Origin of the sequence: Bacillus cereus group sp. Bc031 (assembly GCF_027716265.1) — a bacterium.
Taxonomy (GTDB): Bacteria; Bacillota; Bacilli; order Bacillales; family Bacillaceae_G; genus Bacillus_A; species Bacillus_A paranthracis.
The window spans coordinates 1-14,356 of record NZ_JAQFUL010000108.1 but is presented as its reverse complement, the minus strand read 5'-3'; the positions used below and the strand labels follow the sequence as shown (position 1 = coordinate 14,356).

The window sequence follows — 14,356 nt, the reverse complement described above, 5'->3', positions numbered from 1 at the left end:
TCCCAATGATATGTTATATCGAAAGAACTTTTACTATGGGATGGGCTAACCTTTTCAGTTAGCAACGTGTCGCACTATTATATCCATTCTCCTTTTATATAGATATATGTGAAATCTACCTTTCTAGTAAATTCAGAATGATAGATTTATTTTTAAAAACATTTTAAAGGTTCTTATGAACTTATTATATGAACTTTTGTCGAAATATGCAAGTGTTATTTACTTCCGACAGTTTAGTGACAAAGGAAAAATTAAGCAAAACAGAATTGACTTTAAATGAAACAAAACATATTATAGGTTCATAAGAACTTTTTATTATTTATGGAGGTGAAAAGATGGAAACATTTCATCTCACACGAAACGAAATGGCTACCCTTCTTCTATCATTAAGAGGATGGAATACGAAAAAGCCTCTCGGTATTTTACAAGAAGCTTGGGCAAAGTCACATAAAAAAGATATTGAAAGCGGACAAAGCGTAACTGCTTTTATCACTACCGCACTTTCACCTATTTTTGAAAAACTGATAAAAATTGACGATACAGACGTCGGTTTCTCTTTAAATGAAATAGTCGCGCTTGGCAATCAGATCGAAAACACAAGTTTCTCTGTAACTGCCATGCAAAACTGGGTGAAACGAGATATAAAAGAAATGATTGGCTCTCCTCAAAAAGGAAAAAAATATTCAATTGAACAAGCAGCCTTACTATTCATTGTTGAAGATTTAAAAACAGCACTTGATTTTGAATCCATTCGTAAGCTATTACGCCTTATCGTAAACGACCCAGCCGATCGAAGTGATGACTTAATCAATCCTGTTCATTTATATGGAGCATACTCTTCTCTATTTGAAGAACTCAATCAAGGGAATTGCTTACAATTAAATGCAACAGATACAATCCATACAATTGAAAACATCGTAAAAGAAAGAGCTGATAAAATTGCAAGCAAGTTCGATCAGGTTAATAACGAACAACGTGAAGCAATCCGTAACGCCATTATTATCGCCACACTTTCTGTACATACCGCATATGTACAAATGTTAGCGAAACGTTACGTAACAGCAACTTTATTTCTACAAAATTTAGATGTGAAACCGTAAAAAAACAAGCATCCCCCTATCTTATATGTAGAACTGGGAGATGCTTGTTTTTTATATCAATATAAGATGCAAAAATCGTTTACATATAAGTTTCATTTTACAATTGCTCTTGATTATGTAATTATCATTACTAATCTATAATTCATTCAACAATCTTCATTTCGTGCTATTAAATGCCTATTAGATTTTCTCGATAAACTTAATTACATCATCGTTGTAATTGTATTTATCATTAATTTCTCGCAATAATTCAATATCGTGAGTATGAGTTTTTCCAGTCTCGAGCAATTCGCGATATAAATCAATATAAGGAAGATTTTTACTAATAGCGTTTTTTAATTCCTTTTCTACATCATAAGAAACTTTTTTAAATCTCACCTCCGCAATTCCTGCCTCATCAATCTCAAGAATTGCATACTGAGCACGTAAGTCAGAGTTTAGCTTATTCCACTTGTAAAAAGGTTGTCCAACTGTTCCTGGGTTAATAATTAATTGATCATTGCTACTATAGCGCAACAATTGATGGTGGGTATGAGCGTAAATCGCAATATCATATTCACGATCAAATAACCGATCAAACTGTTCCTGATTATTAGTGGGCCACAAATCTCCTCCGTAATTTTTATTTTGTAAATTATGACTAATACTGATTGATAAATCATTAACCTGTTTTATTATCTGTAATGGTAAATTTTTAATATGCTTAATATAGTTTTCATCCAAGTTTTCACATTGATACTGAACTAATCTAGAAACATAAATATCAGTTGCGTTATCAATATCAATGTTTTTATTAAGAACGTCAAGAAAGCTATCTTCCCAGTTTCCTTGTACATAAGTATCAACGTTTATACTTTCTAACATTTTAAATAAATCATTCGATCCAGAACCTGGCATAATTAAATCTCCTAAAAACCAATAATCAGTCACATCTTCTTTCATAGAATCTTCGATAACTGTTTGTAAAGCAGTTGCATTTCCATGTACATCTGCCAGTAATGCAATTTTATGTTTCATGTATTTTATTCACTCTCCCTAATTCACGCTATATTCAGAATTAAATACACGCGCTTTTTTCTTTCTATACTGTTTCCTCTTTCTTAACTCTACGCATTTCGTACACTTTCACTTCATTCTCCACATACGATTTTACTTTTTCAAATCCAGCTTTCTCATAACAACGAATCGCCCTCTTGTTATCTTCCCTAACTTGCAATAGAACTGCTTCTATATCAGGGTCTAAAAATGATTTACTAATAAAATACTTTGTAATCTCCGTTCCAAGCCCTTTTGAATATAAATTCGAAACGCCAATGAGAATAGAGTATTCCATCACATATATATCATCATATTTCGTCTTTTTTAATCCAACTCTACCTATTACTTCATCCTTCACTACTATTACATGATAACTTGCATGAGACCGCGACAATTTTTCGGCCCAGTACTGACGAAGCTCTTCGATTGTATATCGCTTAAATGGTTTTATATCCGCTATGTTATGTAATTTTTCATCGTTATACCATTCTAATATAACTGGTAAATCATCCATTTCTAAAAGGCGTTCTTTCCACTCCACATTTCCACCTCATCCATTTTATGTTTTCAAACTAATTAAATTGAATATGCATATTCTTTTTTAGGTAACCTTACTATCTCTCGAATAAAAGGGGATTTTTCTACAATATCCTCTAGCTGCCCCTCACTATAGACGTAAATACCACCTACATATGAACTGTACGCCTTTTTCTCAATTATTATTGCTAAATTATTATTCTCCCTCTTAAAATCACCCTCCAGCCCTTTTTGAAATGATAAACTTTTAGTACCTGAAAAATAAAGCTGAATTAACGCCACTAATTGTTTGTCCTCTGATTTTGCAAAGCACTGAATTTCATGTAAAATCATTTCATCTTGTAATGGAAGAAAGTCCTCTACTAATAAACCCTCTTCTTTATAAAAGAAATTTTGTAATTCAGGAGTATAGAATTTAAGGTTTTTTTCAGTTATCTTTTGAAAAATGGATTGCAACAATAAATCTTTTCCTATTACAAACGGATGACCAAAGCCATTATTATAAAGTCCTTCTTTCATTTTCATTAGTTGTTCAATCAAAGGGATTCCAGATTCTTCAATTACAAGTTTACCATTAATAAAACGCATACTAGCAATCATTTCTTCAATTCTTAAACCCTCTAATTCAAGATTAGAATAATATAAATCTCTATTCCAAAAATCTAATTGATCCATGCCTAATGAATTAAATAATAGTTCATCTATAATTAGAAAAACTCCATCTTCTGTTAAAGCTTTCATTACATCATCTAATAATCCAGGGGTCTGATTTAAAATCGTGCGTATTTCTTCGTCCTCTTGAATGATTCGTATAGTCCACTCACCATGATCTTCACCTGATATTTGTTGAAAACAATGCGAATACGGGCCATGACCGACATCGTGTAGAAGTGCTACAACAGATAATAACTCCCTCTCATATTCTGATAAATGAATATCACCAATATTCGTAAGATGTTCTATCACTTTATTTACAAGTACATATACACCTATTGAATGCTCTTTCCTCGTATGTAATGCGTTTTCGTGTAAAAAGTATGTATGTCCTTGTTGTTTTATATCCGCCAACCTTTGAAATGCTTTTGTATCTATCAATTGAAGAATATATCTATCCTGAATAGATATTGGTCCATAAATCGGATCTGTAATATACATATGTTCTCCTCCTATTTTTGTAAATTAAAGACCTTCACCATTATACTTAATTTTCAGTCTATTATCATTGGAATATGAGAAATTTTTAATAATCTTTTCATTCTCTCTTCATGAAAATTGAACTTATATACTTTACTATAATACTTATAAAGGACATAAAAGAATTGAAATAGCAATCCACTATACAAATAAGGTATAATCTACACATAGTGAATCTTTTATATTATTAACTATAAGGTTCACCTATTCAAAAATACATAAACTAGAAGGTGCAACAATGGTAAGTAGTTTTATTCACTCAGTATTAACATTTTTTGAAGGGCTAGGTTATTGGGGCATTATGCTTGGACTTATGATTGAAATTATCCCAAGTGAGATTGTCCTTGCTTATGCGGGATACTTAGTATTCAATGGTAGTATCTCATTTTTAGGCGCAGTTGTGTTTGGTACAATTGGTGGTGTTATTGCTCAAATCTTTATTTATTGGATTGGCCGATACGGCGGACGCCCTATATTAGAACGTTATGGAAAATATATTTTCATACATAAAAAACAAATAGATGCTGCAGAAGATTGGTTTAATCGTTACGGAACTGGCGTCATTTTTACAGCACGCTTCATTCCAGTAGTGCGTCATGCGATTTCAATTCCTGCTGGTATTACAAAAATGTCATTCCTACGTTTCACTACGTTAACAGCACTCGCAATCATCCCTTGGTCTATCATTTTCATTTACTTAGGTGAAAAACTAGGTGAAAATTGGGAGAATATTAATGATATCGCTGGACCATATGTGAAATCATTCGCAATTGGTGGCGTCATACTTATTGTTTTATACTTCGTTATAAAAAAATGGACAAAAAAACATAAAAATCTTGCGTAAAAATATAAATAAAAACCGCTATACATTCATTACGAATGTTAGCGGTTTTTATTATAGGCTTAATTTTGTATTAGAAATTGCATTATTTCTTCTTTATGCTTTAAGTCATGTTGAATGAGTGATGAAAAGTAATGATTTAATTTCACTTTTTTAGTGCCAAATTGGTAGTCATTATAAAAATATTGGGTGGGAATTCGCCCAATTCCATCCACTAACTGTTTACGAGTAACACTAAATTGATTTAATAGTTCTTCTTTTGAAATACCAGATCTTGCATATTTAATTGCTCCCTTATTCATTTCCTCAACATCTATTGGAACATTTGGTACAGATTGTCCACTTATAAAGTATGGAATTCTATCCTTTATTAAAAACACGTCCCAAACAATAAAATGTGAAATCACATCCGCAATTGCCCATGAACCTTCTCTTAATGCCTGAAACCATATATCATCAGGTACTCGCTGTAATGTTTGACACCATTCTATTAAATATAATTTTTCTTCCAAAACATTCTCTTTCTTCATTATTCCTTCCTTTCTCGCACTTATAATTCATTCATATTAATATTTTCTAGAAATTGTATAAAAAGCCTTCATAATTATGTGGATAAGCTACAATTCACTCATTCATTTCGTATATTATCTCAAAAAGGAGTGATTCCCCTATGCATTGGCAACAAAAAATACAATACTTAATCGGACGCCCTATCGGTATTTCCTTCATTAATGGGCAAGGAACCTCTGGTGTATTATGTTCTGCACATGATGGTCAATTGTATGTATATGAATACCTTTATCAAGCGCAATTCGCAATGAAACATTATGATTTTAGACAAATTCAAGATATACATGCCTTTCCGAATTGCCCACATCAAAATCCTCTATACTAAAAAAGGAACAGCTTATAGCCGTTCCTTTTTCTCCACACTTATTTCTCAGTATAAAAGTTTTGCACTGCTTCATCAAAGTAAATCCAGCCTTTCCACCCTAAATGAATTGTATCTTTTAAGAAATACTTATCATATTCATGGCCAGAGAAATCGACTACTGGATACCCCGCTTTCTCAACTTGTTCCCGAACTTTTTTATAATATACATCACGGCGTTCTTTAGGGAAGCCAGCATAATCATACCATGGTCCGTTTACAGGTACAGAAATAAAGAGCGGCTTGACATTTTTCTCTTTAAAAATATTTAAAACAATTTGTAAGTCATCATATTCTGGTGATTCTTCATACGATTCATTTGCTCTAAAGTTTTTTAAACCTTTTAACTTTTTCTTCAAATTATGTTTATAGTAATATGGATTTTCAATTCCGAATGTGTTTGTGGTAGATTCCGCTTTCCCTTCTTCTTCCGCATGTTTACGTGCATCTACCCAAGAAATTGAACGTAGTCCCACATTTGTTTTTTCTTTCATCGGCTCAATCTTAAATATGGAGTTAAATAAATCTCTATGATCTAAAATATTTCGATGCATATAAGCAAGTGGTTTAACTAAACCCGCTTTTACGTTATGTTTCGTATCATTAAATACAATACCTTCTAAGGAATTTTTTAATATATCATCTTCTTGAACAACTTTATAATCTAAAAGTCGTTTCGCAATTTGCTTCTTCATTTCTACATTTATTTTATCATTAAAAATAAAATGATATGCTTGTTGTTTAGAGAAATTGTTCGTAAAATCCCCCTGCGATACACCAGTCTTTGTAAACCATTGTGGTGATAAAACAAAGACTACTTTTTTACCTTCTAACTCATCCATTGTAGATGTCATATTTAATATATGAGCTAAACTTTGTGTACCGCCAATCCCAATTAAATATGGCGTAAAACCAGCGGGATTTACTTTGAAATAATTAGACGGATGATATGCATCCATTCGTAAAAATTCAGATGAACCGTACATCGGTAAATACTGCGAATTCTCTAACATTTTCTGTTGCAAGAATACACTTTGTAATTTTTCTTTTTGTAAGGAAGTTGCCGCATCTGCTACCTTCTTATCACTAATCAGTGATACTAAACTTTTCGATGGGATGAGTATGATAATAAAAAAAAGCACACACGCTAAAATTATGGGACCAAAGGCATGCTTCATTTTCATTTTTTATTCCTCTTCCTATCGCAATTAAATTGTAACCCTTGTCTTTGACACGTCATCATTTCTCTCCTTTTTCTCTATACATGTTCCATTCTATTTATCTATTATATACATGTATGTATTTCTTTCCTTGTTCTATTAAGACCTATATATAGCGCAAGAAAATGTTTCCATAGAAACACGTTAATTATACAAGATTCTACATACATTTCACGCTGAAATTTTAGTAATAATTTTATTTTTTAACAATGAAAAAACATATGAAATGTCTAGAATTCTTCGGATGATGTATTGAGTTCAAAATATGATAATAAGCGCCCGCTATAATCAACTTCATGAGTATATATAAACCCTAGATTTCGTAAAAGTTTTTTCGAGTTCTCATTTGCTACTTTTACTCTAGCAATTATTCTTTTTACATTCATCATCTCTTTTGCATATTGAATGGAAGCCTTTGCTGCTTCTGACGCATATCCATTTCCCCAATATTCCGGATCAAGTAAATACATAATTTCTATTTCACCTGTTTCATCTATTTTTCTTAAACCACAATGTCCTAAAAGCTCTCCTGTATTTCTATTAACTAACAACCATACCCCGAAACCATACTGTTCCCAATGTGATATTAGTTGCATAATATAGTCCTTCGCTTCTTCCTTTGACATTCCCTTTGATTTAGCAAGCCATTTGCCAACAGCCTCTTCTTTTACTATGCTATAAAATTGATCAACATCTTCTATAAGGGGCTTTCTCATGAATAACCTTTTTGTATGTATTACTTTCTTTTCTTCAAACATAAAACTTCATTCCCCTCCAAAATTTTATACAGACTAGTAAATTATACCATGTACTATTTACCCGACTTTAACTAAAAAACAGACTACCACAAACGTGGAGTCTGTTTTCTCATCCTTTATTTTTGTACATCTGCCCACTTTAAACTTGTTGCTGGTCCAAATTGATGTACGTATAAATCTTTCACATACGGCTTTTGTAAGTACGATAATCCGCGCTGGAATACTGGAGCAATAACTGCATCATCAAGTAGCATTTTTTCAGCATCTTGTAGTGCTTTCCAGCGAGCCTTTTCATCATTACCTAATTCTGTTTTAATCTTCTTAATTAACGCATCATATTCTGGATTCGCATATTCAGTATTGTTCACACTACTTCCAGAAAGGAATACTTCTAAGTATGTCATTGGATCTGGATAATCTGGTAGCCAACGTGATAATGACATTTCATATTCTTTCTTCTTCTCTAGCGCTAGCTTTTGCGTATGTGGTTGTAATTTTACATTTACCTTTAAGCCTGGTAAGTTTTTCTCTAGCTGTTCTTTAATGTATTCTCCTACTTTCTTAAAGTTTTCTAAATCATAGTTTAATAACTCAAGCGTTACTTCATTTGTACCAGTCTCTTGCTTCGCCTTTTCCCAATATTCTTTCGCCTGTTTTACATCCGTTTTATTAAACTCACCTGCTGTACTTCTAAAATCTTTTTTATCTGGACCTTTTAAAAATCCTTTTGGCACGTAATAATTTGCAGCAACCGATCCATCATTTAAAAATGAAGTCGCAAGTCCTTTCTTATCAAACACTGTACTTAGCGCAAGCCTTGCATTTTTATTTTTAAGAATCGGTACATTTTCATTGAATCGGAAGAAGTACATAACCGGATCTGTATATTGTTTAAGCTCTTTATTATTTTTATATTTATCTACGAATTCAGTTGAAATGACAGCCCGATCAACTTTATCTGTTTCATATAAATTTACCGCAGTTGAAATTTCTTTAACAATTTGATAGTTTACTTCATCTAGCTTCACTTCTTTTTTATCCCAATACTTATCGTTTTTCTTCATCGTAAAACTAGCTTCATGCTTCCAATCAGATAATGTAAATGGCCCATTATATACCGTTTTATTTGCTTCTAATCCATATTTATCGCCTTGCTCTTTCGCATATTTCTCGTTAATTGGATAGAAGGACGGTAAAATAAGTAGTTTCGTAAAATACGGTACAGGATGTTCCAACTCTACAACGAACGTTTTATCATCCTTCGCTTTTACTCCTAATTCCTCTAACCCTAGTTGTTTCTTATTTATTTTCTCCGCATTTTTCACATCGTACGCAATGTATGCATATTGAGAAGCAGTATCCGGATTAATAAGCTGCTTCCAAGCATATACGTAATCTTGCGCTGTTACTGGATCTCCGTTAGACCACTTCGCATCACGCAAGTGGAATGTATATGTTTTCCCATCTTTACTCACTTCATATTTTTGTGCTCCAGCCTCAATCACTTCATCGTTTTTCGATAAGCGGAATAATCCTTCCATGACGTTATTTAAAACGTTAAATGATACTGCATCTGTTACTTTCCCTGAATTTAATGACGGAATTTCACCCGTTTCTAGTAACTGTAATACTTTCTTCTCATCTTTCGGCTTTGGCGTTGTTTTTTCTTTTGCGCAGCCAACTAAAATTGAAGAAACGAATAGAGTACTAACTAATGAGTAGCGAACAAATTTTTTCATTTGAAAACCCCCTCTATTTTTTAAGGTAAGTAACGACGAGCACCAGCGTATTCTTCTATATATCCAGGTGTATTTAACGGTATAATCTCTACTGATCTCTCAGCTCTCGGTGAGTGAATCATATTTCCGTCACCAATATACATTCCCACATGATGGACACTACCTTTCCCTTGATCATATGCAAAGAAGATTAAATCCCCTTTTTGTAAATGTTCTTTATCCACTGCAACTCCATTTCTCGATTGCGGACCAGAATCTCGTGGAATTGTAATACCGTGCGATTTATAAATCGTATGTGTAAATCCAGAGCAATCAAATCCGAAGCCACTTGTACCAGCCCAAATGTACGGTAATCCTAAAAACATTTTCCCTGTGTTTATTAAATCATCGGCCGTCGGGGTTGGAATATCATTTTGAGAACGGTAAACCGTTCCATCATTTTTTCGTAGCCAAGCTTTCTGCCCATTTGGTAGCAACACGCGGTATGAAATTGTATCTTCACTTAGGAGGGACAGCCGCGTATTATAGCTCACTTCAAGCGATTTATGTTTTTCAGAAGGGTTTATATATAAAATGGCTGTCGGTTTCGTTACTAATACGAAAGGTTCATTTGTTTTATCTGCAAATTCTTGATTATATGTTAACTGTTTTTCAGGCATCCATCCTGGGTAGCCTTCTTCATTTCGAGGTGTTGGCTGACCATGGACTAACACTTTCACCCAATCCCCTTTTTTATCTACAACTGTTACTTCTTGGCCTAATAACGCTTGCGTTTCTAATTTATTTGCACTTGTTAACCAAAGTTTCTCATCAAGCGTCATCGATTTCGTCCACTTCCACAAATCAACTGGATTTGTAGCACTTGGTGCATCAATTGGCCGTAATGAATCAGGCGTGGTCCAAAGTGTTGCGGCAGATACATCGATAAACGCCTTACTATCTTTCTTTTCTTCAGCATTTGCTGATGTAAACGATGAAAATATAAATAAAGTTGTTAAAAATGCAGTTCCTACTTTTTTCATACATATCCCCCTTAAAAGATAATTTACTAGTCTCTTCTCCTAAGATTTACTATTCACTGTCGATTGAAGGTTTACCTTTGATCCAGAATAAGTCATTCCTTCCGGTTCTTCCATTAACCAAAGTGGCGCATCAAGATCGAAGTAATGAATATTAGGATGTGCAGCAGCTAAATGTGCAACAGCGCTAACAGAAAGAGAAGATTCCATCATGCTTCCTACCATACATTTCACACCAGCTGCTTCTGCGATATCAGCAATACGCCACGCTTCACGTATGCCTCCACATTTCATTAATTTAATATTGATTAAGTCTGCATATCTTCCTTGCACAATTTTTAATGCATCACTCGCTGAAAATATGCTTTCATCTGCCATAATAGGTGTTTGTACATGATCTTTGACGTACTTTAATCCATCCCAATCTTTCGCATGAACAGGTTGTTCAATAAATTCAATATTTAAATTGCGATTTTCCATCTCTTTAATGATAGAAACTGCCTCTTTTGGATTCCACCCTTGATTTGCATCTAATCGTAACGTCGTATTTTTTGGTACGCTATTTCGAATCGCTTCAATACGTTCTAAGTCTAAGTGTGCAGATTTCCCCACTTTAATTTTTAAAGTTTGAAATCCTTTTTCTACATGTTGCTTTGCCTCTTTCGCCATAATGAACGGTTCATCTACACTTACAGTAATATCTGTGTGAATTTCTTTTTTTCCACCTAATAATGCGTAAAGTGGAATGTTATGATATTGACAATACACATCATATAATGCGATATCTACCGCGGCTTTCGCACTTGGATTTCCAATGCAACTCATTTGGATGTGCTGTAGTAACTGCTGAAATTGAATGATATCTTGACCAATTAAATTGGAACGCATCGGCCCTAAAATTGCTTCTTCAATCCCGTTAGCGAAATCCCCCGTAATAACCGGTGTTGCAGCTGCTGCACCCTTGCCAACAATTCCTTCATCTGTATGAATATATACATCTATACTTTCTATTTCGGTTACGGTACGAAGCGCGGTTTTAAACGGTGTATGCAGATTTACACGTCTACGATTTACTTTTACATCGGTAATTTTCATTTTGTTCATCCTTTCGTTGTCTGAAAAAGTGGAATCCTAATTCCAAATTTTTTTAGAGCAATAAATCACCTCTTTTGCTTACTTTTCATATAGAAAGTTAATGTGAAATAAAAAAAACCAGCCATAAGAAGATTCTTACGGCTGGATTTTGTCTATGAATGGGTAGACAAAGCAGCGATTTGATTATATTTTTTCTGTGCATCTTTTAATGCTACAAGTAATGCTTTTTGAGACGAACCGAAATAACGATCTTTTATTTCCATTACTAATTCTGGGTCATTAATATTTTTATGTAGAAATAAATATTTAACAAATTGAGATGTTAATGCAATTGTCGCTGAGCAATCTGCATCTACAATTTCCCCAGTCTCTTTAACAAGTACAAACGCTACAAAATAGCTTTTAAACTTTTCGGTAATGGGATTATTTTGAGGTGCTTTCGCATCCCCTACGACATAAATTGTATTTGAAGCGTACACAGCTCTCTTCCTTTCTAATACGGGATAACGGTTTTCTTAATAGTCGTATGAGTGATAAACTCAACATGGATTAAAAAATGTATCCGCTTACCTTATATTATAATACAATTGACAGAATTTTAACAATATTTATTTTCGTATATATTCCATAAGTATAAAAACAGCTCCAGCTCTTCATTTTTACAATATGTAATTGTTTCTTGTACCATGACATTCCTACATGAAAAAACAGCTAGCTATTGCTAACTGCTCTATTACACTACTTCGGCAACACAAATATAGTTTCATTTGACTTAGAAAATTGATATTCTTTTCTCGCAAACTTCAAAATTTCTTCATCATCATCTGTTAAATTTTCTATGTTAGTCTTTAAAGAAGCCTCATCTTTCTTTAAAGAAACCAATTGTTTTTTTTGATTCGTAATTGTATCTTTTTTTTCTACAATTATTTCTTGTTGTTTCGTTAAAATAAATTGAACGTACAAAGTAGCCGCCGCAATAAATATAAACATGAATATAAATCGCCTTAGTTTTTTCTTATTAATTGCTCGATTTTCATTAGACTGTGATAGTTGTTCTTGTATATTAGGAACATTTATTCGCTTGAGTTTCCTCATTATGAAATCCCCCTAACACATATATTTTCACTACCATCGGCATGATTTCTTATTAACTTTAATTCTATTCTTATAAAATAAGCTCCTTCACAAAAATATCTCACTAATTAACCAATTAAAGATAGCATTCGACGACATTTCCATATTTACATTGCATTTTTTTATGTATGCTGGCATAAAATAGTAGTTTCTGTTATTCTTTTTCTACTATTGTAGAAGAGTTTTTTTACATACAAAGTTCTCCTTGTTTTAACATGGTTACAAGGAGAAAAGAGATGCATTTTCGTACATTCGATAAAACTAGAATGACTGTTTAAGAGCTTAAGTTTAGAGCATAGATCATACCTATATACACTCAAAATAAGAAAAAAGCCCAATTTGGGCTTTTTTAATTTTGTAAATCAATATCATATTCCATATTTTTGGCCGTTTCTTCAGCGATCTCCACACCTAGCAAATTTTTCACAATATGAAATGACATGTTAATACCAGCTGAAATACCTGCCGATGTAATAATATGTCCTTCATCTACAAATTTCACATTCTCCATTACTTCTACATTCGGAAAATCTTTTTTGAAAGTTTGAATACTAGCCCAATGTGTTGTTGCTTTTAACCCTTCCAGTAAACCAGCTTTCGCGAGTAATAACGCTCCGGTACAAACTGAAGTCATTAGCTTTACTTCTTTCATTTGCTGACGAACCCAATTTATTACAATATCATTTTTCACTTCATTTTCCCGTGCGCCTTTACCACCTGGAATGATTAATATATCAACTGGTGGTAAATCTTCAATACTATAATCAGGCTTTACCTTTAATCCGTTCCTTGCTGTAATCATTTCTCCATTTTGGCTAACTGTATAAACAGTAAATGGTTTCTCTTCATGTACTTTAGTGATAGAAAAAACTTCAAATGGCCCTGCAAAATCTAACACTTCCACCTCATTAAATAAAAATATCCCTACACTCCATTTATTCATCACACGTTCACTCCCTGTTGCAAATAATGTAAAAGGTGAGTATGACCTTTTTCTAAGGCTATATCATAGGCTGTTTTCTCATCATCACACTCTTCTATATGTTCTGTTGATTATTATAAATTCCTTTTTTAATTATAGTTTACATAATAATATTATCTATTTAACATTTATCTTTTATTTTAAATATTAAAATTTCCCGCTAAAATAATGCTAATCATGTTTAGTATGGAGGAGAAATTATGTTACACGTAATACCTTTAAATAGTGAAGACTGTGATTTAATTAAAGCGGCTGAAAAAGTAATCGAAAAAAACTATAAATATGGCCGTCATCATATCGGTTCAGCAGTACGCACTAAAACAGGTAATATTTATGCAGCAGTACATGTTGAAGCGAATGTTGGAAGAATAACAGTATGTGGTGAAGCTATGGCAATTGGAAAATCTATTTCAGAAGGTGATCATGAATTTGATACCATTGTAGCAGTTGCTCACCCACACCCTCATGAAGATATAGAAAAATGTTGGGTTGTTGCTCCATGTGGTATGTGTCGAGAATTAATAAGTGATTACGGAAAAAATACGAACGTTATACTTTCTTATAATGGTGAACTTGTAAAATGTAACGTAATGGAATTATTACCTGAAAAGTATACAAGTGAAGTAGAATAGTTATTCCTGTGTTCCATTCATCTTATAATATTATTCCAATAAAAAAACAATCCGTTTTAAATAAAATGTACCCTATAGAATAGACACTTAAAAAAAAGTCTATTCTATAGGGTCTTTCTTGTATAATGAGAGAAAA

At 33.0% G+C, this 14,356-nt stretch carries 16 protein-coding genes and 1 pseudogene; 4 read left to right on the top strand and 13 right to left on the bottom strand.

Translation table 11 applies throughout. The annotated features are described in order from the left end of the window. The first annotated feature begins 335 nt into the window (after positions 1 to 335). Complete coding sequence (locus PDQ33_RS25910; protein WP_000447224.1) at positions 336 to 1,100, top strand: DUF1836 domain-containing protein; 765 nt, start codon at positions 336 to 338, stop codon at positions 1,098 to 1,100. Positions 1,101 to 1,280: 180 nt separating this feature from the next. Here PDQ33_RS25910 and PDQ33_RS25905 read toward each other — a convergent pair whose 3' ends face one another. From PDQ33_RS25905 to PDQ33_RS25895, 3 genes are all read right to left on the bottom strand, one after another. Next, on the bottom strand, positions 1,281 to 2,117 hold the full coding sequence (locus PDQ33_RS25905) for a metallophosphoesterase family protein (protein ID WP_048557938.1): 837 nt from the start codon (positions 2,115 to 2,117) through the stop codon (positions 1,281 to 1,283). Between the two features lie 64 nt (positions 2,118 to 2,181). Beyond that, complete coding sequence (locus PDQ33_RS25900) at positions 2,182 to 2,679, bottom strand: GNAT family N-acetyltransferase (RefSeq protein WP_270692280.1); 498 nt, start codon at positions 2,677 to 2,679, stop codon at positions 2,182 to 2,184. Positions 2,680 to 2,714: 35 nt separating this feature from the next. Next, positions 2,715 to 3,830, bottom strand: a complete 1,116-nt coding sequence (locus PDQ33_RS25895; RefSeq protein ID WP_229132722.1) for an HD domain-containing protein — start codon at positions 3,828 to 3,830, stop codon at positions 2,715 to 2,717. A gap of 277 nt (positions 3,831 to 4,107) precedes the next feature. Here PDQ33_RS25895 and PDQ33_RS25890 point away from each other — a divergent pair, with 277 nt between their 5' ends. Further along, on the top strand, positions 4,108 to 4,713 hold the full coding sequence (locus PDQ33_RS25890) for a DedA family protein (protein ID WP_229132724.1): 606 nt from the start codon (positions 4,108 to 4,110) through the stop codon (positions 4,711 to 4,713). Positions 4,714 to 4,772: 59 nt separating this feature from the next. Here the strand turns inward: PDQ33_RS25890 and PDQ33_RS25885 are convergent, their stop codons facing one another. After that, positions 4,773 to 5,240: a DinB family protein gene (locus tag PDQ33_RS25885; protein ID WP_000712047.1), complete on the bottom strand. Its 468-nt coding sequence runs from the start codon at positions 5,238 to 5,240 to the stop codon at positions 4,773 to 4,775. A 140-nt stretch (positions 5,241 to 5,380) separates the two neighbouring features. Between PDQ33_RS25885 and PDQ33_RS25880 the strand changes: the two genes are divergently transcribed. Then, complete coding sequence (locus tag PDQ33_RS25880; RefSeq protein WP_000558703.1) at positions 5,381 to 5,605, top strand: hypothetical protein; 225 nt, start codon at positions 5,381 to 5,383, stop codon at positions 5,603 to 5,605. Between the two features lie 38 nt (positions 5,606 to 5,643). Here PDQ33_RS25880 and dltD read toward each other — a convergent pair whose 3' ends face one another. From dltD to PDQ33_RS25835, 9 genes and pseudogenes are all read right to left on the bottom strand, one after another. Next, positions 5,644 to 6,825, bottom strand: a complete 1,182-nt coding sequence (gene dltD / locus PDQ33_RS25875; RefSeq protein ID WP_000782290.1) for a D-alanyl-lipoteichoic acid biosynthesis protein DltD — start codon at positions 6,823 to 6,825, stop codon at positions 5,644 to 5,646. A gap of 266 nt (positions 6,826 to 7,091) precedes the next feature. After that, positions 7,092 to 7,619: a GNAT family N-acetyltransferase gene (locus PDQ33_RS25870; RefSeq protein WP_270756839.1), complete on the bottom strand. Its 528-nt coding sequence runs from the start codon at positions 7,617 to 7,619 to the stop codon at positions 7,092 to 7,094. Positions 7,620 to 7,735: 116 nt separating this feature from the next. Next, a complete protein-coding gene (locus PDQ33_RS25865) occupies positions 7,736 to 9,358 on the bottom strand; it encodes a peptide ABC transporter substrate-binding protein (protein WP_061130580.1) in 1,623 nt (540 codons plus the stop codon). 20 nt (positions 9,359 to 9,378) lie between these two features. Then, positions 9,379 to 10,380, bottom strand: a complete 1,002-nt coding sequence (locus tag PDQ33_RS25860; protein WP_270756838.1) for a C40 family peptidase — start codon at positions 10,378 to 10,380, stop codon at positions 9,379 to 9,381. A gap of 39 nt (positions 10,381 to 10,419) precedes the next feature. Then, positions 10,420 to 11,481, bottom strand: a complete 1,062-nt coding sequence (locus PDQ33_RS25855) for a dipeptide epimerase (RefSeq protein WP_001997652.1) — start codon at positions 11,479 to 11,481, stop codon at positions 10,420 to 10,422. Positions 11,482 to 11,624: 143 nt separating this feature from the next. Then, positions 11,625 to 11,951 (bottom strand): DUF3870 domain-containing protein, encoded by a 327-nt coding sequence (locus PDQ33_RS25850; protein WP_000271328.1) that lies wholly within the window; start codon positions 11,949 to 11,951, stop codon positions 11,625 to 11,627. 259 nt (positions 11,952 to 12,210) lie between these two features. Next, positions 12,211 to 12,567, bottom strand: a complete 357-nt coding sequence (locus PDQ33_RS25845; protein ID WP_001228720.1) for an FtsB family cell division protein — start codon at positions 12,565 to 12,567, stop codon at positions 12,211 to 12,213. A 388-nt stretch (positions 12,568 to 12,955) separates the two neighbouring features. Continuing rightward, the gene (locus PDQ33_RS25840) at positions 12,956 to 13,552 is read right to left on the bottom strand and encodes a DJ-1/PfpI family protein (RefSeq protein ID WP_000981417.1); all 597 of its coding nucleotides are present in this window, start codon (positions 13,550 to 13,552) and stop codon (positions 12,956 to 12,958) included. Continuing rightward, positions 13,549 to 13,635 (bottom strand): annotated as a pseudogene (locus PDQ33_RS25835) (ankyrin repeat domain-containing protein); the annotation flags it as partial. The gene PDQ33_RS25840 and the pseudogene PDQ33_RS25835, both read right to left, overlap by 4 nt. 153 nt (positions 13,636 to 13,788) lie before the next feature. Here PDQ33_RS25835 and PDQ33_RS25830 point away from each other — a divergent pair. Continuing rightward, positions 13,789 to 14,220 carry a cytidine deaminase gene (locus tag PDQ33_RS25830; protein WP_061130578.1) on the top strand — a complete coding sequence of 144 codons (432 nt, stop codon included), beginning with the start codon at positions 13,789 to 13,791 and terminating at the stop codon, positions 14,218 to 14,220. Positions 14,221 to 14,356: the final 136 nt, after the last annotated feature.